The organism is uncultured Salinicola sp. (assembly GCF_937921195.1).
In the GTDB taxonomy this organism is placed as follows: domain Bacteria; phylum Pseudomonadota; class Gammaproteobacteria; order Pseudomonadales; family Halomonadaceae; genus Salinicola.
Genome location: NZ_CALFQK010000091.1, coordinates 18904 through 40377, shown reverse-complemented (window position 1 = coordinate 40377; position 21474 = coordinate 18904). Strand labels below are relative to the sequence as shown.

Genomic DNA, 21474 nt, shown 5'->3' with positions numbered 1-21474 from the left:
CAGCCGCTATCGGCGACGATAGCGATCCAGATAGGCGTGGATCGCCGCGATATCCTGCTCGCCATGGCCGGCGTCGACCGCATCGAACCAGAGGTTGCGGATCTGGGACAGTGACGGCAGCGCCTCTTCGTCCCCCGCCTCCAGCGCGAGCCCCGCGTCCTTCAGCCCCCACTGCAGCGCCATCTGCGGATCGAAATCGCCGCCGGCGATCGTGTCCAGCTTGAGCTTCATGTAGGGCGTGGCCAGCGGGCCACCCTCGAGTATCTGCCACAGCTCGTCGCCCGCGACGCCGAGCGCGTCGGCGAGATGGGCGGTCTCTGCAATCCCCTGCATCATCGAGATCAGCCAGGCGTTGATGACGACCTTCATCCGCGCGCCCCGTCCGGCCTGCCCCAGCCAGTGGGTCTGTTTGCCCAGCACGTCGAAGATCGGCTCGACGACGCCTGCCGCGCGATCCCTGTCGCCGCTGGCCAGTACGACCACCGCGCCCTGCTCGGCCGGGGCCTTGGTGCCGGAAACCGGGGCATCGATGAAGACGATATCGTCCCGTGATTCACCGACTTCGGCGATCAGTCGATCGGTTTCGGCCACGCCCAGCGTGCCCATCTGAACCAGCAGGGCGTCTCTCGCCATCGTCGCCAGCGCCCCGCGATCGCCCAGCAGCACATCACGGGTTACTGCCAGGTCCGGCAGCATGACGATGACCGCCTGGGCATCGACGACGGCATCGGCGGCGGAGTCGGCGAGTCTGGCGCCACCGGCGACCAGGTCATCCGCCTTGCCGGGCGAGCGGTTCCAGACGCTGACATCGAAGCCGGCCTCCAGCAGGTTAACGGCGAAAGCGTGGCCCATGGCGCCCAGGCCCAGCACGGCGACGGAGCGGGAATCGGACATCAGCAGCATCCTCGATAAAGTGTAGGCTCCTAACTATAGACGACACCGCCGTTGTTCAAGCGCAGAGGGCCGTTTCACTGCCGTTTCGTCATCCCCGCGTGCCGTCATCGGCATCCGGTAGACGGCGACCAGACTCAATGCCGCGAAGACCAGCATCGGCCATAGCGACAGGCTCGCACGGTCGAAGGCTTCCGCCATCCAGCCGCCGACCATCGGCATGACGAAGGCCAGGGAGTAGCCGACGAAAGACATGCCGGCGGTCAGCGAGGCCACCGCCTCGCCGCGTTCCAGGCAAGGCGGCAGGGCCATGATCAGGGTGAGTTCGAGGGTGATGCCGAAACCGGAAATCACCAGCGCGATCAGGGCGGGCCACCCCTCCATCGCCAGGAAGCCGACCAGCCCCAGCACGCCGAGCGCGGCGAAGATTCCCAGCGGCCAGCGTCGGGTGATCCAGCGTCGCCCCCGCCACAGCATGACGAGCGAGGCCGCCAGCGGACTGGCATTGTAGAAAAGCAGCGCCAGGGTCAGCAGCTCGGTCTCGCCGCGGGCATCGAGTATGCTGCTCATGTAGGCATTGGCGGCCATGAACAGTCCCACCGAGGCGGCCAGCGGTATCCCCATGAGCCAGACCCGACTGGAACGCAGCGAGACCGGACGCCGCGCCGCCTCGTCGGGTGCCTGCCCTGCGTCAGGAGGCCCGGCCCTCGCCCGCAGACGCCTCACCAGCAGCAAGGCGATCGCCAATGCCGGCAACGACCACAACAGCAACGCCAACTGCCAGCTACCGCCAGCCAGCGTCAGCACCACGGGCCGCGTGCCACCGGCGCCCAATAGCTCACCCACCGTGATGCCATTGATGTAGACCGCACTGCCCAGCGCCAGATGGCTCGGTGTCCAGTCACGCAGCAGCGCCGGGATCGTGACCTGCATGACCGCCAAGCCCAGCCCCATCACCACCGACGCGGTGAACAGCACGGGGGCGGAGAGCGTCAATCCGCGCGCGCCGGAGCCGATCGCCACGATGATCAGCGCCAGCACCAGCGCTCGCAGCATGCCGATCCTGCGGGCAAACCGCACCGCAAGCATCATGCTCAGTGCCAGCACCACGTAAGGCACCGTGGTCAGCGCACCCACGGCTGCGCTGCCCAACGACAGCGACTCGGCGATCTCCCCAGCCAGCGGCGGCGCGATCAGGATCGGCAGACGCATGTACAGGCCGGCCAGCCAGAGTAGTGCCAGCGCGCCCCACGGCAGGGCCGAGTTCGCCTTCAACGACGAGACGGGAGATCGCACCTGTGCGCGCAGAGCCATGACGCCACCTTTTTCATACGGACCGGGAGCAGATGAAAACCAGGAAAAGCGACGCGAAAGGAACCTGGGCGGCACCTTCAGGTCGACGCGAGCACTCACTGGACAAAAGGCGTGTGCCCGACCGCCCTGGCAGAACGCCGCGGCGTGACTATCGAGCGTGCACGGCACTCCGCGGGACCGCACACCCAGCGCGTTCACCCGGCGCGACTACATGCCGTGCTTGATGCCCCGTTCGATCAGTAGCCAGTTGGCGGGGTAGGAGGTCATGAAACCGACCAGCATCGCGATCTGCATCATGAACCAGAACGGCGCGGTGAACGCATCCATCTCCCCCAGCCAGGCGTGGAGCGCGATCAGCATCCACAGGTACATGCCGATCTGGAATGCGATCAGCGACAGCGTGTCGGCCTTGATCGCATTTCGCAGCGCCGCTCCCGGGCCGGCGTCGCTCATCGCCCGAATCGGCAGGTACTGGAACAGCACGCCAAACAGATAGGCACCGATGAACGCCAGCGCGAAGTGACCCAGCACCGTCGAGCCCAGCAGGGCGAATCCGGTCACCGTCGCGATGGGCGCCGTCACCACATCGCCCAGCGTGCAGCCGCCGCCGCAGTGCGTGGCGGAGACGAAGACGCTCTGCCACTTCGGCTTGTCGCCGTGATGATGCCCATGGTGGCCATGGTCGTGGCCATGATCCTGCCGGACCTGCTGCGACCGGGTTGGCGCGCGTCCCATCCGTCGATACGCCCACCATCCGATCAGCGGCATGTAGAGCCCCGTGATCGGCCAGGTCACGTTCATGATGGACATCGGCTGGGGGCGCCTCGAGACATCGACGGCGATCGTGAGCGCCGTGGCGATGCCCAGCAGCAGAAAGCCCCAGGACCAGACGGTCAGCATGGCATTGTCCTCCTTTACGGTTAGTTGACGCCGGATCTCCGGTTCCGGCTGATGACACAGGGTGTGTCCTAGGTATAGAAACGCCCGGCGTCGTCCACAAGCGACGTCCTGCACGCAGGTTGGAAGGCTGCGCTTGCCATGCCTTGACGGCTCTCCTCACGAGCCCTTCGAGACCTCATCCGAAAAGAGGGCGTTAACTAACGCAATTAAAGAAGCAAATTCGCCCAAATCGACGTAATAGACGCCGATATTGAATAAAGATTACGAAACTATCGAGCACGCGCTTCGACAGGCGTCAATACCACCATGGTCCGGCCGTAGGCGCCAACAATTCCCTTAACGTTCTAATGATGAACGACTACTTTATAAGCCACCTCGCTTAATGCATCATCTCGCGCCAGCAAACGCGCTGACACGACGGGGTCGGGTCGGTAACGCTCATTTCAGAACTTGTCATCAAGAGGATTTCGCTCATGCCCGACATGCAACGACCGAACTATCGCAGCGCGCTGGTCGTCGTCACGACGATCTTCTTCATGTGGGGATTCATCACCTGTCTCAACGACATTCTGATCCCCCACCTGAAGGCGGTCTTCTCGCTCAACTACACCCAGACCATGCTGATCCAGTTCACCTTCTTCGGCGCCTATTTCATAATGTCGTTGCCGATGGGCAAGGTGCTGGCCAGGATCGGCTACAAGAACGCCATCAGCCTGGGCCTGCTGATCGCCGCCGTGGGCGCGGTGATGTTCTATCCCGCCGCCCGGGCACCCTCCTACCCGCTGTTTCTGACCGCCCTGTTCGTGCTCGCCAGCGGCGTGACGATGCTGCAGGTCGCGGCCAATCCCTATGTCAGCCTGCTGGGGCCGGAAGGCTCCGCTTCCAGCCGGCTCAATCTGGCCCAGGCGTTCAACTCACTCGGCACCACCCTGGCGCCGTACTTCGGCGGGATGCTGATCCTGGGCGCCGCGGTGCTGGGCGCCAGCGAGCTGGCCCAGATGTCCAGCGCCGACCGGATGGCCTACAAGGTCCAGCAGGCCCAGAGCGTGCAGCTCCCCTACCTGCTGCTGGCGGCGGTGCTCGCCATTCTCGCGGTGGTGATCTACCTCTGGAAGCTGCCCAACTTCAAGGACCAGGCCCGCGACGACAGCCCCACCGAGAACGTCACCGCCGCCCAGGCGCTGCGCCATCCCCACGTGCTGTTCGGCGTGATCGGCATCTTCGCCTACGTCGGCGCCGAAGTATCCATCGGCAGCTTCCTGATCAACTACATTTCGCTGCCGGACATCGGCAACATGAGCGAGAGCGATGCCGCCAGCTACGTCGCCTACTACTGGGGCGGCGCGATGATAGGCCGCTTCATCGGGTCGGCCTTGATGCAGAAGGTACGTCCCAGCCTGCTGCTGGGCCTGTTCGCCATCGTGGCGGCGCTGCTCACGGTGACCACCATGCTGGCCTCCGGTCATACCGCCATGTGGAGCATCGTCGCCATCGGTCTGTTCAACTCGATCATGTTCCCGACCATTTTCACGCTGGGCATCGCCAAGCTCGGCCCGTTGACCAGCAAGGCGTCGAGCCTGCTGATCATGGCCATCGTCGGCGGCGCCATTCTACCGGTCGCCCAGGGCGCGATCGCCGACACCGTGGGCATTCACCACGCCTTCGTACTGCCGCTGATCTGCTACCTGTTCATCGCCTTCTACGGTTTCCGCGGCTCGCGGGTCATCGATCCGCATCCGTCGGTGCGGGACGCCCACGCCGCCTCGTCCTGAACGCCCCGGCCACCACCTGAAACGCCCCTCCCGCGAGGGGCGTTTTCGATGGGGCCCTCGACTCGTCGAGGCCGGGCATCGGTTCCCGGCTTCGATCCGTCACCCGGCTGGCCGGTGGCTCCGCCGACCGCGCACCACTCGACCAAACGCCAGACGCCCAAACGTCTGACGAGCGCGACCTTAGTCGCGATCCCCTTGAAAGTCATACAATCAAATCGGGATAATCGCTTAGCGAGCAAAACATAGACGCGTTATCGATTCGCCTGCTTCCTTCATCGCCATCCCCTCGTCCCAGCCACGAGAGCCCCGACGTCGTCTCCTTCGCGAGCCAGCAACCTGCCGCCCCGTCGCGGCAGGCGAAGTCGGCTCGATAGCGTGCCCATGAACCGACAAGGACTTCCATTGCCTCTCATGACCCGGACGATCGCCAGCCAGGGCAACGACGCATGACCCAGGTCGAGCAGCTGTTCGAGCGCTACGGCCCCCGCTATAAGCTCTGGGTCACGCTGACGGTGATGCTGGGGCTGGTGGCGCTGGGCATGTCGATCACCATCGTCAACGTGGCCATCCCCTACATCAAGGGTGCCTTCGGCATGAGCGACTCCCAGGTCCAGTGGCTCTCCACCGGATTCCTGGCCTCGACCACGGTATCGCTGCTGATCGCTCCCTGGCTGGTGGCGGCGGTCGGCCAGCGTGCCACCTTCGTGGGGCTGCTGCTGGCATTCATCGCGGCTTCGATCCTCGGTGGCCTGGGCCAGGGCATGGCGGCGCTGGTTGCCGCCAGGATCGTCCAGGGCGGCATGACCGGGTTGATCCGCCCGGTCGCCATGCAGGCGCTGTTTGCCGCCTATCCACCGGAAGGACGCGGCATGGCGACCGCCATGTACGGCATGTGCCTGGGGCTGCCGTTGACCCTGGCGACTGTGGTCGGCGGCTGGCTGGTGGAGCACTTCACCTGGCGCTACGTCTTCTTCGTGACCCTGCCGATCTGCTTCGCGGCCATCGTCATGGGGCTATTCTTCCTGCCGACCCGGGAACAGAAGGGGCCTCGTCCACCGTTCGACTGGGCCGGTGTCGTGCTGCTGTTCGTCGGCGTCTTCTCGCTGCTGGCGGCGCTCTCCAACGGCCAGCGCTGGGGCTGGTACGACCCGCGAGTGCCCGAGCTGATCCTGACCTCGGTGCTCTGCGGTACCGCCTTCATCGCCTGGCAGAGACGTATCGCCCACCCGCTGCTCGATCTGGCGATCTTCCGCAACCGGCTGTTCGTCGCCGGTACGCTGGCGATGTGCCTGTTCGGCGGCACCTTCTACGGCATCATGTACCTGCTGCCGCAATTCGTGCAGGCGGTGCTGCACTACAGTCCGATCACCGCCGGCCAGATATTCCTGCCCTCCACTGCCGTACTCGGCATCCTGGTGCCGCTGGTGGGCTGGCTCAGCGATCGTTATCCACCCCACTGGATCACCCTGCCGGGGCTGGCCTGCACCCTGTTCTCGGTATGGCTGATGGCGCAGATGGACTGGGACACCTCGTTTTTCTACCTCGCCATGGCGATGGGCATTCTCTCCATCGGCATGGCCTCGTTCCCGCCACCGACGCTCTCCAACGCCATTGCCGGCCTGCCCAGCCATCTCACCGGCCACGGCTCCGGCGCGATCAACTTCGCCCTGCAACTGGGTGGCGCGCTGGGCACGGCGGGACTGGTCATCCTGCTGGACCGCCAGACCGCCTATCACGGCCAGATCCTGAATGCCGGCGTCAACGCCGGCAACACCACCGCCCGCCAGGCCCTGGGACAACTGACCGACCTGGTGGGCCGCCTCGGCGTGCCGGAAATTCACCAGCCGGCCATGGCCGGCTATCTGCTGGGCCGCATCGAGGCGATCTGGGCGTCGATTCTCGCCTATCAGGACGGCTTCTGGATTCTGATCGGCAGCCTGCTGCTGGTGGTGATCCCCTCGCTGCTACTCAGTCGCTGGCGCCGTTCGCCCCATGTCTGACTCCGCTCACCCGATCGACGAAGGATGCACTCGCACCATGACCGCCGACGCTTCCCAGCCCCGCAAACGCCGCCTGCCGCGCAGCGCCAAGCTACTGATACTCGCCATCGTCGTGGTGCTGTGTCTGATCTGGATCGGCCTGGCCGTCGCCCATCGCCTGACCCATGTCAGCGCCCAGGACGCTCGCGTCATGACCGACGAGGTGACCGTCAGCAGTCGTCTCGAGGGTTGGGTGGCGACGTTCGACCTGATCGAGGGCGACACCCTGCAACGCGGCGATGCGGTCGCCGCGCTCTACAGCAAGCCGGACCAGCGCAAGCGCGAAGCGCTGACGGCCAAGGTCGCGACCCAGCAGGCGCGCCTGGAGTACGAGCAGGCGCGACTGGCGACGGCCGAGAAGCAGTTGAAAGGCGGCATCAGCCTGATGCAGCGTCAGCTGGAGGCGAGCAAGGCAGCCGAGAAGGCCTCCCAGGCCCGGCTGACCGAAGCCGAGCGCGATTTCCAGCGCTCCGACACGCTCTACCAGAAGCGCTCGGTCTCGGAACAGCGCCGCGATCAGGACTACTACGCCTATCAGGCCGCACTCGCGGAACACGCCCAGGCGCAGCAGGAGGTTCGGGTCAGCCAGGCGCTGGCCGACAACGCCGAGGTCGGCTTCATCAACGGTTCGCAGATGCCGCTCCCCAATCCCGAGGTGCTGAGACAGCAGGTGCGGATCGCCCGCCAGCAACTGGCCGAAACCCAGGCAACGCTGGAGGAGGAGCAGTTGCGCATCGCCGACCTCGAGATCGACAGCCCCGTCGACGGCGTGATCGACAAGACGCTCATCGACCAGGGCGAATACGTCAGCGCCGGCCAGCCCATCGTGATGATGCACGATCCCTCGAAGCTGTGGGTGGAGGCCAACATCAAGGAGACCGATGTGGGTGCACTGCGCACCGGCCAGTCCGTCGCCATTACCGTCGACGCCTTTCCCGACCAGACCTTCAGCGGCCATGTCGCCGTCATCGGCCGCGCCGCGACCAGCCAGTTCGCGCTGCTGCCGGATCCCAACCCCTCCGGCAACTTCACCAAGATCACCCAGCGAATCCCGGTGCGCATCCGCTTCGACAACGGTCCCACCGAACTGATCGGCCCCGGCATGATGGTCGAGGTGGATATCGATGTGAGCGGCGCCGAGGAACGACGACCCGTGACGACCGTCGACGGCTGAGCGCAATATTCTTCAAGATTCCCCGCTCCCCGCCATCTACGCTCCTCTTCCCCCGGACAAGAGGAGCCATCCATGTCATCCGCTATCGTCGTCTCCATGGCCGCTTTCGCCCTGGCCGCCTCGCTATCTCCCGGCCCGGTCAACCTGGTCGCGTTGAGTACCGGGCTGAGCTACGGCTTTCGGCATAGCCTTCGCCACGTGAGCGGTGCCACCTGCGGTTTTACCTTGCTGTTGCTGTCGATCGGCTGGGCACTGCAGCCGATCCTGAATTGGCCGCCCGCCATGATCGCGATTCGCTGGGCCGGCGTGCTTTTTCTGCTCTACATGAGCGTCGGACTGGCACTCGACGACGGCCATCTCCGCGCCCGCGACACTCACCGCGCTTCGTTTCGCCGTGGGGCACTCATGCAGTGGCTGAATCCCAAGGCCTGGATGGCCTCCGCGGCGGGCACCGGCGCCTACACGGCTGCCGGCAGCGCCGGTTCCGTCGCGCTGTTCGCGCTGATCTTCTTCGTCATCTGTTATCTGAGCCTGGCGAGCTGGGCCGCGTTGGGCGCCTGGCTGGGAAGCCGCCTGCCGACGCCACGCCAGGTGCGCTGGATCAATCGCGGATTGGCACTGATGCTGTTGCTCAGCGCCTCGAGTCTTGCGGTCGTCCCACTCGGCGATACTGGTCAGGCGTCGCTGCGGTGAAGCGTTTGAAGGTCCGCTGAAAATGCGACTGGTCGGCGAACCGGCACTCGAGCGCCACATCGGCGATGGCACCACCCGCTTTCAGGGCGGCCTGGCCATGGCGAACGCGACAGTCGGTCACAAAGGCATGGGGCGTGATGCCGTACTGGCGCTTGAAACTTCGCACCAGATGGGCTGGCGACAATCCTGCCTCGGCGGCAATGCGCTCGAGTGGCAAGCACTCGGTGCAGTGGCCGCGAATGAAGTCGACCACCGGCTGCAGCGCCGAGTCGTCGCGCCACGGCTCGGCTCGATAGGCTCCTGGATGCGTCGACAACCGCCGGAAGAATGCCTCGCTTGCCGCAGCCTTGACGACCGGCGGGCAGTCGTCTTCGAACAGCGTGCCGCACAGTCCCAGCAGATCGCGGTACAGCGCCGGCGTGCGCGTCATGTGCATCGCCAACGGCCGAAAGCCACCGTCGCCGATGCCGGCCTCTCGCTGCAGGTCCGAAAGCCAGCGGGCATCGACATAGAGCATGACGTAGGACCAGGGCGTGTCGTCGATCGGGTTGCAGGCGTGTATCTCGAACGGATTCATGACCACTACCGCACCCTCGGATACCGGTACGGCCCGCCACGGCTCGCCGGGCATCTGATACTCGTAGAGACTGCGTCCGGCCAGCACCGCGCCGATCGAGAACGCCTCGTGACTGTGCCGCGCATAACCCACGCCCCGACCATCCCGGGTCAGCCTCGCTTCCACGAACGGCAATTCGCCGCTGCGCCAGAAGCGCATCTCGCCACGTTGGCGTGAGTATCCCTTCATGAGCTGATCGCCGGTGCCTCGATGTGGACAGGTTTCGGGCCGCGATGCGGCCCGGTCTTCCCAGTATGCCAGCGCTCGAGAAGCGCTGAATAGATCGCCGAACGAGGTGAAGGGCAAGGCGCACGGAATGCAGAAGCGAGACATAACGTGGCGTCAGGCGAGCCTTCGACCGGGCTGGCGCACCAGTACCGCGCAACGCAGCCATTCGCTCGTGCAGGCATTCATGCCGTGGTTCCCTAACGCCCGAACCCGGCTGTCTCCCGGCTCGCTATTCGCCCTCCCAGCGCCCGGCAGTGACGCTGTGCCGACTCCTCGATGACGCGTTTGGCGTCGACCAGTATCTCGCGACCCCAGAAGGCGGAGTAGGCGCTATCGAACGCAAGCGGTTCCAGGCGTCGGGCGATGCCCGCGACCGTCCCCGCGTCCAGCGGAATGTTGTTGGGATAGGACCACATGAACGATGCCATGCGGTCCGGCGTGACCAGCAGCGTGTCCCCGGTCAGCAGTATCCCGTGTTCGGTCCAGTGCAGCACGCTGGCGCCTGGGAAATGACCGCCCAGGCAATGCGCGGTGACGCCGGACAGTATCTCCCGCGAGGCGCCTTCCCAGGACCGGATTCGCGCATCCGGCACGCTGACCCAGTCACGGTCCTCGGCGTGAACGTAGACCGGACAGTTAAACGCCTGTGCCCACTCCGCCATGGTGCTGAAATAGTGCGGATGCGACAGCACGATGGCATCCAGCCCGCCAAGCCCTTCGATGATCTCGATGGTCGCCTCGTCGAGCAGCGTCAGGCAGTCCCACAGCACATTGCCGGCCGGGGTCCGCAGCAGGAAGGCGCGCTGGCCAATGGCGAAGCTGGGCGTGGTGCCTATCGCCATCAGCCCCGGCGCCATATGGCGGAAGGTGTTGGTGTGATTGGCCGCCAATTCGCTCGGTGTCGTCCAGCGCTGCCCCTCCACCGGCACGAACTGCCGCTCGTCTTCACAGATATCGCAATGTTCCGGTGGCGTATCGCTCTCCGGATACTGCAAGCCACACGTGGCGCAGATGAAACCGGTGTTACGCATGTCTACCTCCCCGATCAGGAACGAGATCTCATCCTCTCTCCTCAAGTTAGCTTGAGGTCAAGGCTTTGCCAGGCGTGATCGACGTCCCGGACGCCGCAGGACCAGCCACCCCGAGATCAGGATCACCGCCATGCCGAACCAGGCCGCCGGGTCGGGAACCTCGTCGAACCACAGGACGCCCCAGACGGCGGCAAAGGGGAGATAGGCGTAATCGAACGTTCCCACCAGCGAAGCGGGAGCGACCTGATAGGCTCGCGCCACGCCCGTGTTGACGCTCACCATCAGTAGCGCATGGAGCAGGATCAGGGCGGCCTCGGCGAGGTCGAGCGGCTGCCACGGGCGAGTCAGGAAACCCCGGGGCAGTGCCGAGTCATCGGACAGCATCGCCACCAGACCGCTCCCCACGATACCGGCCAGCGCGAAGCAGAGATTCAGCCCCAGCGCCAGCACCAGAGGGCGCTCGCTCGCGCAGTGGCGACGCGTCAGCACCATGGCGCCGGCGTAGCAGCACGCCGCTGCCACCGGCAAGGTCATGGCGAGGGAGAACACGCCCAGGCCCGGGCGCAGCACCAGCAGCACGCCGCCGAAGCCGAGTGCGACCGCCGCCCAGCTCTGGCGCGTGAGCCGCTCGTCGCCGATGGCGGAAGCGAGAACCGCGATGAACAACGGCGTGGTGTAGATGCCCACGGCCGCGGTGGCGAGCGGGATCAAGGGTAGCGAGGCATAGAACAGCAGCCACATCGCCAGCAACAGCAGACTGCGCAGGATCACCCACCCCGGCCGATCGGGTACCAGCGCCATCCAGCCGCCGCGCAGGAGCAGGCATCCCGCGAGGAGGGGAATCGATATCGACGATGCCGACACCAGCAACTGCCAGAGCGACGGCCCGGCGCCGATATACTTGACCAGCGCGTCGGACAACGCCAGCAGGCAGACCGACCCGACGATCAGCGCCACGCCCTGGGAATGATTGTCATGGCGCTCATGCTGCATGATGATCTCCGTGGTTCACGACGGGTATCACCATGCCCGCGGAGACCGTCATCCGACCAACGACTTCTGCGTCGCTATCCATGAGCTCAGGTTATGAATTGGCTAGGTAAATCGCTGCCGCCCCTGTCGACGCTGCTGCCCTTCGAGGCGGCGGCACGCCTCGAGAGCATCTCGCGCGCGGCCGAGGAGCTGCATCTCACCCAGGCCGCCGTCAGCCGCCAGGTTCGCGCGCTGGAGGAGGATCTCGGCGTGGCGCTGTTCGAGCGTCGCAATCGCGGGGTCTTCCTCACCCCGGCCGGTCGCGAACTGGCTGCCACTGTCTCCCGTTCCCTGCGCACCATGGCGGACCAAGCCAACGACATGCGCGGCCCAGGTCGCGGCGCCCAGGTCATCCTGTTCTGCCAACTCTGCGAGGCGTTCTACTGGTTGATGCCACGCCTGGCCGCCTTCAATCGTCGACATCCCGATATCGATCTGAAACTGGCCACCTCCACGCGCCCCATCGAGGAACATCACGACCCGTTCGATATCGCCCTGCAGACGGGCGGCAGGCCCAGCGGCAATCACCCCCTGGCCTTTACGGCCAGCGACGAGATCTACCCCATCTGCAGCCCGGATCATCCCGCCGCTCGCGGTCATCCGCGTTCGCTGGCGTCGCTGACGGCGTTCGATCTGCTCCATCACCACGCAACGCCGCCGGACTGGATGGAGTGGCCCGACTGGCTCCGGGCGATGGGACATTCGCCGGATCTCCCTAACCCCGGAAAGACCTTCGACAGCTATCCGCTGATGCTTCAGGCGACATTGGAGGGCCACGGCGTGGCGCTGGGCTGGCGTCGCACGACCGAGCGGCTGATCGCCTCGGGCGAACTGGTTCGTCCCGTGCGCGAGAGCCTGCATCAACCGCAAGCGATCGCCATCCACACCAGACGGGGCTCACCGGAACGCCACGCCACCCGGGCACTGCTCGACTGGTTGCAGGAAGCGCTGGAGGGCACGCCGCCATAGCAGGGCATCCCGCGCCGCGATTCCCGACTTCCGTATGGACCTGCTAGTCCTCCGCCAGTCCGAGAGCGATCGCGGCCTTCAGTCCGAAGGTTCGAGTCGTCGAAGCCAGCCGTCCACGAACGCCTCGCCCGGCAGCACTCGGAAGAATTCCGTCGAACGCACGGCCGCTTGAAAATAGGGATCCCTGTCCGCGGCGAACGTCGGGACGAACCCGGCCCGCCTCGCCCGACGACGCCGCTGGCGACGATTGGCGCGCGGCGAGAGGTCGCTCATGCTGTCCAGCAGCAGCGCCTTGTGTTTCTGGCCTTCCGCGTCGAGCGACCACAGCATCGGCACCGGTGTGTCGTCGAACAAGGAGTCGATGGCGATGGAACGCGGTGGCATCCAGGCGGGCTGGAAGGCCGGGCCGGGCGGATAGGCGCGGCGATAGTGGTTGGCGTAGAGCATGACGCTGGTCGGCCGATGCTCGCTTTTCGACAGTGCCATGGCCAGCGCCAGCGAGGTCGCGCGGTGGTCGGCATGCGGATCGAACTCCGGGTCGGTCACCAGTATCGTCCTCGGGCGTATGCTGTCGATCATCTGGCGCAGAGCCGCCAGTACATGCTCGCGTTCGAGTAGATCGGTATCCGAAAACGGCAACTCGACACGGTTGAAAGCACGAGCCTCGCGGAGAGGCCAGATGGGCGTCTGGGGAACGCCGTCGTGAATCAACGGCCACCCCTGCCCATCCGGCACCCCGATCAGCGTCGATCGCTCCGGCGGCAGACCGGCCAACAACGGCGTGGCGTAGACGTTCCAGCGCCGCCATTCGGCCTTGCGCCGGGTGGCGTCCGCCAGCGTTCGATCCAGTCCATCGAGATACTGGCGATCCACCCCCTTGAGCTTCTCGCCACAGGAGAGGGTAACGATGTGCATGGTCTCGGCCTGGTCGCTGTAGAAGCCGCCGGCGGCCAATTCGGCATCGTCCGGATGCGGCGCCAGGATCAGAAACGGGCCGTTCAATCGGGGACGCGGATGCCAGTGAAGACGCGGCGCCCCGGCAAGCCGGGCACCGTCGATGGCGAGACGCAGCTCGCTCTGCGCGGGGAGGTCGGAGGTCAACGGATAGGCGATCCTCTGGCTGCCGCGCATCGGCTCCAGGGTAAAGGACGCCACCTCGCCACCACCATGACCGACCGTGACGGTGGGCAGGCCGCGACGCCACAAGCGCCAGCCGCCGGTCTCCAGCGTCAGTTCGATCTCCACCATGCCGGCCACTCCGGCCATGTCGTCCGGCAGGCCAAAGCGGTAGCCACCGCCGGCCACGGGCTCTGCTTCGTGCCGTCCGTTCATGCCGCTCCCATCGATTGCAGATGTCGGGTCATGCTGTCGACGTATCGCGCCAGCGTAAAACGCTCGCTGACGAATTGGCGACCCGCCACGCGCATGCGGTGATGGCGCTCCGGGTCGCCCAGTACTGCGGCAACGCTCTCGGCCAGCAGCGCTGGCGAAACACCGAGCGGCACACGCAGTTGGTCGGTATCGGGATCGTAGACCTGGGCCGAGATGCTGCTGTGACCGGCATGCGGCGTGAGCGATCCGACCGCTTCCGTACAGGGCAGGGTGAGCCCCGTGACACCCTCTTCCAGGGTCTCCGGCAGACCGTCGACCCGACTGCCGATGACCGGGCAGCCAACGGCGGCGGCCTCGATACTGACCATCCCGAAGGTCTCGCGAAACGAAGGGCAGAGCAGCAGGTCGAGTTGCGCCAGCGCGGTGGGCATGTCGTCGACGAAACCGTGAAAGACGACCCGATCCTTCAGTCGCATATCCTCGACCAGCTTCTCCAGATCCTGCTGCATCATACCGCTGCCGAGAACGTGCAATTCGGCGTCCAGGCCACCATCCACTAACCGTCGTAGCGCACGAATGGCGATGGGGAACCCCTTGACCGGCACCAGCCGTCCGGCGACACCCAGCCGCCAACGCCGATTCACGGCCGGTCCAGGCGCTTCGATGACAACGCTGTCCCGCACGGGATGAATCAGGGGGTTGTGCTGCACCACCATCGGGCGATCGGTACCCCCCCAGCGCAGTTGCAACATGCGGCGAGCCGCGTGGGAGACACAGATCACGCCATCGCAGGCAGCGATGTGAGCCAGTCTCGAACGGCTCGGCGTGGCGCGCCAGGCGGAGCCGTGATCGTAGTGGATCGCTCGCGCGCCGAACTTGCGATGGGCCGCGATCAGCGGACCGGCGTTGAGTTGGGACCAGCTCAGCAGCACGTCGGGACGCGGCAGACCAGACAGCGCTCGGGATACGCCCCACTGCCGCAAACCCGGCACCCAGGCCGGTAGCTTGACACCCTGTGGCGACTTGTAGCGAATCACCGGTGTGCCCGTCGGCATCCGGGAACTCATCGCCGCGGCGACCCGATCGCCCTTGTTGATCACCACGTTGGCGTGGTGGCGTCGAGACAGCTCCTGAATCAGCGTGGCGCAGAGCATGCCGATGCCCCCCGCCACGTTGAAACTTGCGAAGTGCGATACATTCATGAGAACGCCATACCCATCGAGCCAGTGGCGTCCAGCGCCGATATAATGAGCATGGTAAGGGGTACGTCGGCAAGCGCAAGCGGCGGTTTGCCGCAGCCCCCTAGACGAGAATGTCCGAGGGCCCGCGAATCTCCGTCTCGATCCGTGTGCCTGTCTCGCGCTCCTCGTTGGAGAACCCGTCGAATTCGACCAGGTTGCCGAAGTCGAGCCCGGCCAGCTCCCCGATCCGGGCCACGCTGCGCTGGTAGGTCCTGTACTGCCCGAACATGAAGCCGAGCCCTTCGAGCTCCTCGGCCTGCTCGATCATGTAAGCCGTGGCAGAGGGTTGACCATCCGCCATGAAGGCCACCACCTTCCAGTACGCCTCGGGGATTCTCACGCCCCGGTAGCGGCGGTCGTCGTCCCGAAACACGGGGCCGGTGAAGACCGTGATTCGCTGCTCGTCGGCGCGGGCGTTCTCCAGCAGATAATCTTCCAGCCCCAGCCAGGTCTGCTGGTTGAAACCCGCCATCTGCGGCGTGCAGTTGGTGAAGTGGAAGGTGTCGGCGTTGGCCTGCTCGGCCTCCGGCCCCCAATTGGCCGAAGTGCGGCGAACCAGATGCCCCCGGTCCAGCGGGTTGCGCGCGTAGAGCGATTCGCCGACCTGAAGCGATTCGTCGATTCGGGGATCGAAACGCCAGTTGTCGTTGTGTCTGGGTACACTTTCGAGCCGGCTGCCATCGAGATTGAGGGCGGTGAAGATCGCCAACCTGCGGGAGCGCGACATCACCACCGAGAAGTGCGTGTAGTCGAGCCGGCCGTCGTCACGTCCGGGCACCGGCGTCACGTCCTCCGCACGCGCCCCGACGGGCTCCGGCAGTAACACCGAGAGGTCGCCCAGAAACGCCGTGTCGTATCCTTGTCGGTCGCTCAGCGACTCGGTAGCGACGGCGCTCACCGACGGCGCCGCCAGCGTCGATCTGTCGGTGCCAGGGGCAGCGAGGCGACGCAGGTCGCGCAGGCCGGGACGGCGAAATTCCTTGTGAGGCATGGGACTTCGATCTCCAGGGTTCTATGGTGGGCGACCGTCAGCCTGCCAAACGTCACGAGCGCCTGACAGGCCGACGACTCACTTCCAGAAGTTGCTCTTCACCAGATCGACGACATCGCTCATGCGGCCATCGAGCACGGCCTTGCCCGAGTAGAGTGCGGTGGAGGTGACCTGCCCCGGCTCGACCTTGGGCGGCATCACCAGCTCCATGCGATTGACCTTGACGTCGAGAATCGCCGGCCCCGGGTGGGACAGCCACTCGGCAATGGCGTGCTTGAGTTCGTGCTCGCGCTCGACACGTCGTCCCCACAGGCCGATCGACTGCGCCAGCAGTCCGAAATCCGGATTGTCGAGATCGGTGTAGCTGTCCAGCAGGCCGTCGACCTTCTGCTCCAGTTCGACGAAGCCCAGTGAACTGTTGTTGAAGACGACGATCTTGAGCGGGATCTGCTCCTGTTTCAGCGTCAGCAGATCGCCCATCAGCATGGTCATGCCGCCGTCACCGCACATGGCGATGACCTGACGTCCGGGGAACGCCTTCTGTATGCCGATCGCCTGGGGATAGGCATTGGCCATGGTGCCGTGGACGAGACTCGACAGCGTGCGCCGTTTTCCGTTGGTACGGATATGACGCAGCATCCACACCATCGGGCTGCCGCCATCGGCGGTGAAGAACGCATCGTCTCGGGCGGCTTCGTTCAGCGCCAGCGTCAGCTCCTGCGGGTGAATCAGCGCGTCGTCCCCGGACTCGTGGGCGTCGTGCTCCAGCGCCTTGAGATAGCTCTTGCGGCACCGGTCCAGCCACGCCGTGTCGTGCTGCTCGTCGACGATCTGGGCCAGTGCGGCACAGGTGTCGCGCACGCTACCGAGCAGCCCGATATCGACCGGATGACGCTTGCCGATCTGCTGCGGGTCGATATCCACCTGGATGATCGTCGCCTTGTCGGGATAGAACTGCGTCCAGGCGAAGTTGCAGCCGAGCAGCAGCAAGGTGTCGCAGTCGGCGACGGCATGGTAGCCGCCGGCCAGGCCGAACACCCCGGTCATGCCGACTTCGAAGGGATTGTCGGGTTCGATGAAGTCCTTGGCCCGCGAGGTCCACGCCACCGGCGCATTGAGCTTGGCCGCCAGCACCATCACCTCGTTGCGGGCGTGCTCGCAGCCGGCCCCCGCGAAGATGGATATCTTGCCGCCGGCGTTGAGCGCCTTGATCGCCGGCACCAGTTCCTCGGCGTTGGGCCGGGTGATCGGGTCGAAACGGTGCGCCCGGTAGGGCAGGTCCTGGCTCGGCTCCTGGGTGAACAGATCGCCGTGCACGATCAGCACCGCGACGCCGTTTTCGGCCAACGCCGCCTGGGCCGCCAGCGCCGTCATCCTGCGCGCCTGATCGGGGTTGATGATCGTCTCGCAGAAGACGCTGTACTGTGCGTAGATCGGCTTGGGGTCGACATCCTGGGGGAAGCCGATGCCGGTATCGGCGGTGCCGACCTGGGAAGCGATCAGCACCACCGGGGAACCGCTGCGATGCGCCTCGAACAGACCGTTGACGAAGTGCAGCGTGCCCGGCCCGCAGGTACCGGCGCACAGCGCCAGCTCCCTAGTCATGTAGGCCTCGCCGCCCGCGGCGAAACCGCCGACTTCCTCGTGGCGGACATGAACCCATTCGAGATCGCTGCGGCGGATGGCGTCGGTGAAGTGGTTGATGGTGTCCCCCACCACGCCGTAGCAACGTTTCGCGCCGGCACTGGAGAGGGTTTCGACGATGATTTCGGCGACGTTCTGGCTCATGGAGCGACTCCTTTCGCGGGCGGGGGATCGCCTCGAGGCCCGATAGAGGGCCTCGGCGACGCCGCCGGGACAAGGCCCGATGGACTGGGCGGTGAAAAGACAAACGGATTAGTAGTGGCGCATCTTGCGCCCCCTGTTCAAGCGTAGTCCGCCATCGCCGATTCGTCCGACGCATAGAACAGGCATCGTTCGGATGACCAAAGTCGTAGCAGTCTTCTTTTGGAACATGACCTATTACTGAACAACCGGACGAAGGGCGGAATCCTCGGGGGGGTGAAGGTCATGCTGGGAAGCCGTATTCGAGTCAGCGCGTTTCGCTGGGTGCCCGATTTCGCCCGCGGCAAGGTTCGCGACCTGCGGGTCCGCTGGGCCCTGGAGGAAGCCGGCCTGCCCTACGAGACCGAGGCCATCGACTTCGTCGAGAAACGGAGCGCGACCTATCTGTGTCGGCAACCCTTCGGGCAGGTGCCTGTGATCGAAGTGGATGGCGAAGCCATGTTCGAGTCCGGCGCCATCGTGCTCAAGATCGCGGAACAGTACGAACCGTTACTCTCTCGAGTTCCGCGCCGGCGGGATCAGACCCTCAGCTGGTTATTCGCCGGCCTGAACAGCGTCGAACCCCCGATCATGGCGCTGGCCGAACTGGATTTTTTTGTCGAGGACGAGACGGTCAGGGCACGTCATCGTGAGTTCGTGCTGGGCAATGTCGTCGATCGACTCGACGACCTGGCGCGCGTCCTGGGCGAACGGACCTATCTGGTCGAAGAATTCAGCGTCGCCGACCTGATGATGACCACTGTGCTGCGCATTCTCGATCATACCGAACTGCTCGTGGAGCGCCCTGCTCTCGACGCCTACGTGAGGCGATGCAGCGAACGACCGGCCTTCGGTCGCGCCCTGCGGGCTCAACTGCGCGTATTCGACGAGAATGCGCCCGTTTCCGGCTGACGACACCAGGATGCCGAGAGATCGGGCGCTACGGCCGAGCGCTCACGACGGGGCGGGCCAGGCGGCGAGGCGAGCGATGGCCGGCCAAAGGACATGTGGAGGGAAAAGAGATGCACTATGTACAGGGGTTCGTGGTACCCATGGACCGTGACAAACGCGATGCGTATCACGCACTGGCCGAGAAAGCCGCGACCTTCTTTCTCGAGCAGGGCGCCATACGCATCGTCGAGGCCTGGGGCGAGGACGTGCCGGACGGCAAGGTCACCGATTTCAAGCGCTCCGTTGCCGCCCAGGCGGATGAGCAGATCGTTTTTTCATGGATCGAGTGGCCCGATAAATCCACCTGCGAGACCGCCGCGCAACGCATGCAGGGCGACGAGCGTTTCAAGATGCCCGACGACTTGCCCTTCGACGGCAAACGCATGATCTGGGCCGGGTTCACGCCATTTCTCGATCGGTATCGGGACGATAGCGCGACCTAAGCCATCTCCGCCGGATCGGGTACGCGGGGGAACCGCGGCGGATGCGCCTGCATGTAGGCGTGGCAGGCGCGCAGCACGCGCACGTCGTCGTGCTTGCCACCGGCGAGCTGAAAGCCGACCGGCAGGCCGGATTCGGTGAAACCGCAGGGCACGGAGGCCGCCGGCTGCTGGCTCAGGTTGAACGGGTAGGAGAACGGCGCCCACTCCTCCCAATCGCGCATGCCGCTGCCCGGCGGCACTTCATGCCCCACTGCAAACGGCTCGATGGGTACCGTCGGCGTCATCAATAGATGGTATCGCTGGTTGAAGCGCTCCAGGCCCTCGGTGAAATTGGCCCGGCGACCCAGCGCCTGGAACAGGTCGAGCGCGCTCCACTGCTGGGCGGTCCGGGCATTGTCGACCAGTCCGGGGTCCAGCTGCTCACGCTCCCGCTCGCTGCACTGCGACCAGAAATCCAGCGAGGCGGTGAACCAGAGCTTCTGGAAGATATCGATCGGCGACTCGAAGCCAGGATGCACCTCCTCGACTTCCGCCCCCAGCTGCTCCAGATTGCGGGCCGCCTCGCGAACGCGGGCCGCGATCTGCTCATCGACCTCGGCGTAGCCCAGCGTCGGCGAATAGGCGATACGCAGCCCGCGCAAATCCTGGTCCATGTCCGCGCCCCAGTCGTTCGGCTGGCCACGGGTGGCGTAGGGGTCGCGATAGTCATAGCGACCGATGACGTTGAGCATGCGCACGGCGTCTTCGACGCTACGCGTCAGCGGACCGATATGAGACAGCGAGGGTTCGGTGGCTGGCGGCCACTGCGGCGTCCACCCGTAGGTTGGCTTGAACCCGAACACACCGGTGAAGGCGGCGGGGATCCGTATCGAGCCGCCGGAGTCTCCGCCCTGGTGCAGCACTCCCATGTTGAGCGCGGCCGCGGCCGCCGCCCCACCCGAGGAACCGCCCGGGGTCAGGCGCGTGTCCCAGGGATTGCAGGTGGCACCGAAAACCCGGTTGTCGGTGACCGCCTTCCAGCCGAATTCCGGCGTATTGGTCTTGCCGAGAATCACGGCGCCCGCTTCCCGGAGCATGCGCGCCGGCGGACAATCCTCCTCGCACGACGCCGCCGACGAGGTCAACGAACCGCCGCGGGCCGGCATGCCGGCCACTTCCGCCAGATCCTTCATCGATACCGGAATGCCGTCGATGGCACTCAGCGGCTTGCCCTGCCCCCAGCGTCTGGCCGATGCCTTGGCGGCCTTCTCCGCACCCTCGTGATCGACATGGACATAAGCGTTCACCGCGTCGTTGAACCGCTCGATCCGATCGAGCGAGGCCCGGGTGGCCTCCAGCGGCGAGGCCTCGCCGGACCGGTACAACCGCTCGAGCTTTCCGGCGTCCATGGTGCCGAGATCTGTCCCTGGCTCTGTCCCGTTCACAATCGCTCCACGTCCTGTGGTGTATGAAATGTGCCTTGTTCAAGGCTAGTCGGCGATTGCGGCGGAGCGCAATGTCGCTGGGCAGCGCACCGTCGGGATCCGTCGCTCGGTCAAAAGTCGTGTTCCGCCTCGGCCGGTGACGTCGCATGGGCGTTGATGCGCTGGAGATGCAAGCGGCGAGCCAGGCGAATGACCGGCCGAATCAGCATCTCGATACTGCCGATCAGGAACAGCCAGGTGCCGTAGTAGGTGAGTGATTCATAGAAAAAGAAGAAGCTGCCGATGACGAACCAGATCCCGATGAGAATATCGTTGACGATGCTCAGCACTTCGTAACGCTGACGGATGACGAGTTCGTCGCGGCCGAAATGCAGCGTCAACCGCTGGTTGCCCTCAGCGGACCGGTTGGCCCGCCTCGCGTCGGGCCCCCGCCTCTTGGCGTTGGCATCGTCTACCTCCGAACGGGCATCGCTCATGATGAGATTCCTCCTTTTCTGGCTAGTGTTCCGGCCGATTCAGTCTGGATCAGGCCAGCGGGGCCCGCAAAGCCGGCAGTCGCCGGAACTGCCGAATCTCTCATTCACTGGCCCCCGGTCTCATTGTCTTCCA

General features: G+C 65.3%; 19 protein-coding genes. 7 read left to right on the top strand and 12 right to left on the bottom strand.

The window, feature by feature from the left end; all coding sequences use genetic code 11:
* Positions 1-6: 6 nt before the first annotated feature.
* The 3 genes from Q0602_RS07905 to Q0602_RS07895 form a co-directional block, all read right to left on the bottom strand.
* On the bottom strand, positions 7-894 hold the full coding sequence (locus Q0602_RS07905; RefSeq protein ID WP_298841269.1) for an NAD(P)-dependent oxidoreductase: 888 nt from the start codon (positions 892-894) through the stop codon (positions 7-9).
* Between the two features lie 33 nt (positions 895-927).
* The gene (locus Q0602_RS07900; RefSeq protein ID WP_298841266.1) at positions 928-2205 is read right to left on the bottom strand and encodes a CynX/NimT family MFS transporter; all 1278 of its coding nucleotides are present in this window, start codon (positions 2203-2205) and stop codon (positions 928-930) included.
* A gap of 207 nt (positions 2206-2412) precedes the next feature.
* Positions 2413-3105 (bottom strand): DUF4396 domain-containing protein, encoded by a 693-nt coding sequence (locus tag Q0602_RS07895; protein ID WP_298841263.1) that lies wholly within the window; start codon positions 3103-3105, stop codon positions 2413-2415.
* A 473-nt stretch (positions 3106-3578) separates the two neighbouring features.
* Here Q0602_RS07895 and fucP point away from each other — a divergent pair, with 473 nt between their 5' ends.
* The 4 genes from fucP (at position 3579) to Q0602_RS07875 (ending at position 8783) form a co-directional block, all read left to right on the top strand.
* Positions 3579-4877 (top strand): L-fucose:H+ symporter permease, encoded by a 1299-nt coding sequence (gene fucP / locus Q0602_RS07890; protein ID WP_295039154.1) that lies wholly within the window; start codon positions 3579-3581, stop codon positions 4875-4877.
* A gap of 446 nt (positions 4878-5323) precedes the next feature.
* A complete protein-coding gene (locus Q0602_RS07885) occupies positions 5324-6877 on the top strand; it encodes a DHA2 family efflux MFS transporter permease subunit (RefSeq protein ID WP_295039153.1) in 1554 nt (517 codons plus the stop codon).
* 37 nt (positions 6878-6914) lie between these two features.
* Complete coding sequence (locus Q0602_RS07880) at positions 6915-8090, top strand: HlyD family secretion protein (RefSeq protein WP_298841257.1); 1176 nt, start codon at positions 6915-6917, stop codon at positions 8088-8090.
* 72 nt (positions 8091-8162) lie between these two features.
* A complete protein-coding gene (locus tag Q0602_RS07875; RefSeq protein ID WP_295039149.1) occupies positions 8163-8783 on the top strand; it encodes a LysE family translocator in 621 nt (206 codons plus the stop codon).
* On the opposite strand, the gene Q0602_RS07870 is transcribed toward Q0602_RS07875, so the two are convergent.
* From Q0602_RS07870 to Q0602_RS07860, 3 genes are all read right to left on the bottom strand, one after another.
* Positions 8722-9588, bottom strand: a complete 867-nt coding sequence (locus Q0602_RS07870; RefSeq protein WP_295039147.1) for an AraC family transcriptional regulator — start codon at positions 9586-9588, stop codon at positions 8722-8724. The two genes, Q0602_RS07875 and Q0602_RS07870, sit on opposite strands and share 62 nt — an antisense overlap.
* Positions 9589-9824: 236 nt before the next feature.
* Positions 9825-10658, bottom strand: coding sequence for an MBL fold metallo-hydrolase (locus Q0602_RS07865; RefSeq protein ID WP_295039145.1), 834 nt, complete (start codon positions 10656-10658; stop codon positions 9825-9827).
* A 57-nt stretch (positions 10659-10715) separates the two neighbouring features.
* Positions 10716-11651, bottom strand: coding sequence for a DMT family transporter (locus Q0602_RS07860; RefSeq protein ID WP_295039143.1), 936 nt, complete (start codon positions 11649-11651; stop codon positions 10716-10718).
* A 93-nt stretch (positions 11652-11744) separates the two neighbouring features.
* Here Q0602_RS07860 and Q0602_RS07855 point away from each other — a divergent pair, with 93 nt between their 5' ends.
* A complete protein-coding gene (locus tag Q0602_RS07855; protein ID WP_298841251.1) occupies positions 11745-12659 on the top strand; it encodes a LysR substrate-binding domain-containing protein in 915 nt (304 codons plus the stop codon).
* A gap of 78 nt (positions 12660-12737) precedes the next feature.
* On the opposite strand, the gene Q0602_RS07850 is transcribed toward Q0602_RS07855, so the two are convergent.
* The 4 genes from Q0602_RS07850 to Q0602_RS07835 form a co-directional block, all read right to left on the bottom strand.
* Positions 12738-13991 (bottom strand): PIG-L deacetylase family protein, encoded by a 1254-nt coding sequence (locus tag Q0602_RS07850; RefSeq protein ID WP_295039139.1) that lies wholly within the window; start codon positions 13989-13991, stop codon positions 12738-12740.
* Positions 13988-15193: a glycosyltransferase family 4 protein gene (locus Q0602_RS07845; protein WP_298841247.1), complete on the bottom strand. Its 1206-nt coding sequence runs from the start codon at positions 15191-15193 to the stop codon at positions 13988-13990. The genes Q0602_RS07850 and Q0602_RS07845 overlap by 4 nt, the downstream gene beginning before the upstream one ends.
* A 100-nt stretch (positions 15194-15293) precedes the next feature.
* A complete protein-coding gene (locus Q0602_RS07840) occupies positions 15294-16223 on the bottom strand; it encodes a DNA/RNA non-specific endonuclease (protein ID WP_298841244.1) in 930 nt (309 codons plus the stop codon).
* Positions 16224-16301: 78 nt separating this feature from the next.
* Positions 16302-18011: a thiamine pyrophosphate-dependent enzyme gene (locus tag Q0602_RS07835; protein ID WP_298841241.1), complete on the bottom strand. Its 1710-nt coding sequence runs from the start codon at positions 18009-18011 to the stop codon at positions 16302-16304.
* 282 nt (positions 18012-18293) lie between these two features.
* Between Q0602_RS07835 and Q0602_RS07830 the strand changes: the two genes are divergently transcribed.
* Both Q0602_RS07830 and Q0602_RS07825 read left to right on the top strand, forming a co-directional pair.
* Complete coding sequence (locus tag Q0602_RS07830; RefSeq protein WP_298841238.1) at positions 18294-18959, top strand: glutathione S-transferase family protein; 666 nt, start codon at positions 18294-18296, stop codon at positions 18957-18959.
* Positions 18960-19069: 110 nt separating this feature from the next.
* Positions 19070-19441, top strand: a complete 372-nt coding sequence (locus Q0602_RS07825) for a DUF1428 domain-containing protein (RefSeq protein WP_298841235.1) — start codon at positions 19070-19072, stop codon at positions 19439-19441.
* Here Q0602_RS07825 and Q0602_RS07820 read toward each other — a convergent pair.
* Positions 19438-20865, bottom strand: a complete 1428-nt coding sequence (locus tag Q0602_RS07820; RefSeq protein WP_298841232.1) for an amidase — start codon at positions 20863-20865, stop codon at positions 19438-19440. The two genes, Q0602_RS07825 and Q0602_RS07820, sit on opposite strands and share 4 nt — an antisense overlap.
* A 110-nt stretch (positions 20866-20975) precedes the next feature.
* A complete protein-coding gene (locus tag Q0602_RS07815; RefSeq protein ID WP_295036006.1) occupies positions 20976-21341 on the bottom strand; it encodes a YrhK family protein in 366 nt (121 codons plus the stop codon).
* Positions 21342-21474 lie beyond the last annotated feature (133 nt).

Coding starts and splice junctions, on each gene's coding strand:
- Q0602_RS07905 (WP_298841269.1), bottom strand. CDS start 894: ATGTCCGATTCCCGCTCCGTCGCCGTGCTGGGCCTGGGCGCCATGGGC.
- Q0602_RS07900 (WP_298841266.1), bottom strand. CDS start 2,205: ATGGCTCTGCGCGCACAGGTGCGATCTCCCGTCTCGTCGTTGAAGGCG.
- Q0602_RS07895 (WP_298841263.1), bottom strand. CDS start 3,105: ATGCTGACCGTCTGGTCCTGGGGCTTTCTGCTGCTGGGCATCGCCACG.
- fucP (WP_295039154.1), top strand. CDS start 3,579: ATGCCCGACATGCAACGACCGAACTATCGCAGCGCGCTGGTCGTCGTC.
- Q0602_RS07885 (WP_295039153.1), top strand. CDS start 5,324: ATGACCCAGGTCGAGCAGCTGTTCGAGCGCTACGGCCCCCGCTATAAG.
- Q0602_RS07880 (WP_298841257.1), top strand. CDS start 6,915: ATGACCGCCGACGCTTCCCAGCCCCGCAAACGCCGCCTGCCGCGCAGC.
- Q0602_RS07875 (WP_295039149.1), top strand. CDS start 8,163: ATGTCATCCGCTATCGTCGTCTCCATGGCCGCTTTCGCCCTGGCCGCC.
- Q0602_RS07870 (WP_295039147.1), bottom strand. CDS start 9,588: ATGAAGGGATACTCACGCCAACGTGGCGAGATGCGCTTCTGGCGCAGC.
- Q0602_RS07865 (WP_295039145.1), bottom strand. CDS start 10,658: ATGCGTAACACCGGTTTCATCTGCGCCACGTGTGGCTTGCAGTATCCG.
- Q0602_RS07860 (WP_295039143.1), bottom strand. CDS start 11,651: ATGCAGCATGAGCGCCATGACAATCATTCCCAGGGCGTGGCGCTGATC.
- Q0602_RS07855 (WP_298841251.1), top strand. CDS start 11,745: ATGAATTGGCTAGGTAAATCGCTGCCGCCCCTGTCGACGCTGCTGCCC.
- Q0602_RS07850 (WP_295039139.1), bottom strand. CDS start 13,991: ATGAACGGACGGCACGAAGCAGAGCCCGTGGCCGGCGGTGGCTACCGC.
- Q0602_RS07845 (WP_298841247.1), bottom strand. CDS start 15,193: ATGAATGTATCGCACTTCGCAAGTTTCAACGTGGCGGGGGGCATCGGC.
- Q0602_RS07840 (WP_298841244.1), bottom strand. CDS start 16,223: ATGCCTCACAAGGAATTTCGCCGTCCCGGCCTGCGCGACCTGCGTCGC.
- Q0602_RS07835 (WP_298841241.1), bottom strand. CDS start 18,011: ATGAGCCAGAACGTCGCCGAAATCATCGTCGAAACCCTCTCCAGTGCC.
- Q0602_RS07830 (WP_298841238.1), top strand. CDS start 18,294: ATGCTGGGAAGCCGTATTCGAGTCAGCGCGTTTCGCTGGGTGCCCGAT.
- Q0602_RS07825 (WP_298841235.1), top strand. CDS start 19,070: ATGCACTATGTACAGGGGTTCGTGGTACCCATGGACCGTGACAAACGC.
- Q0602_RS07815 (WP_295036006.1), bottom strand. CDS start 21,341: ATGAGCGATGCCCGTTCGGAGGTAGACGATGCCAACGCCAAGAGGCGG.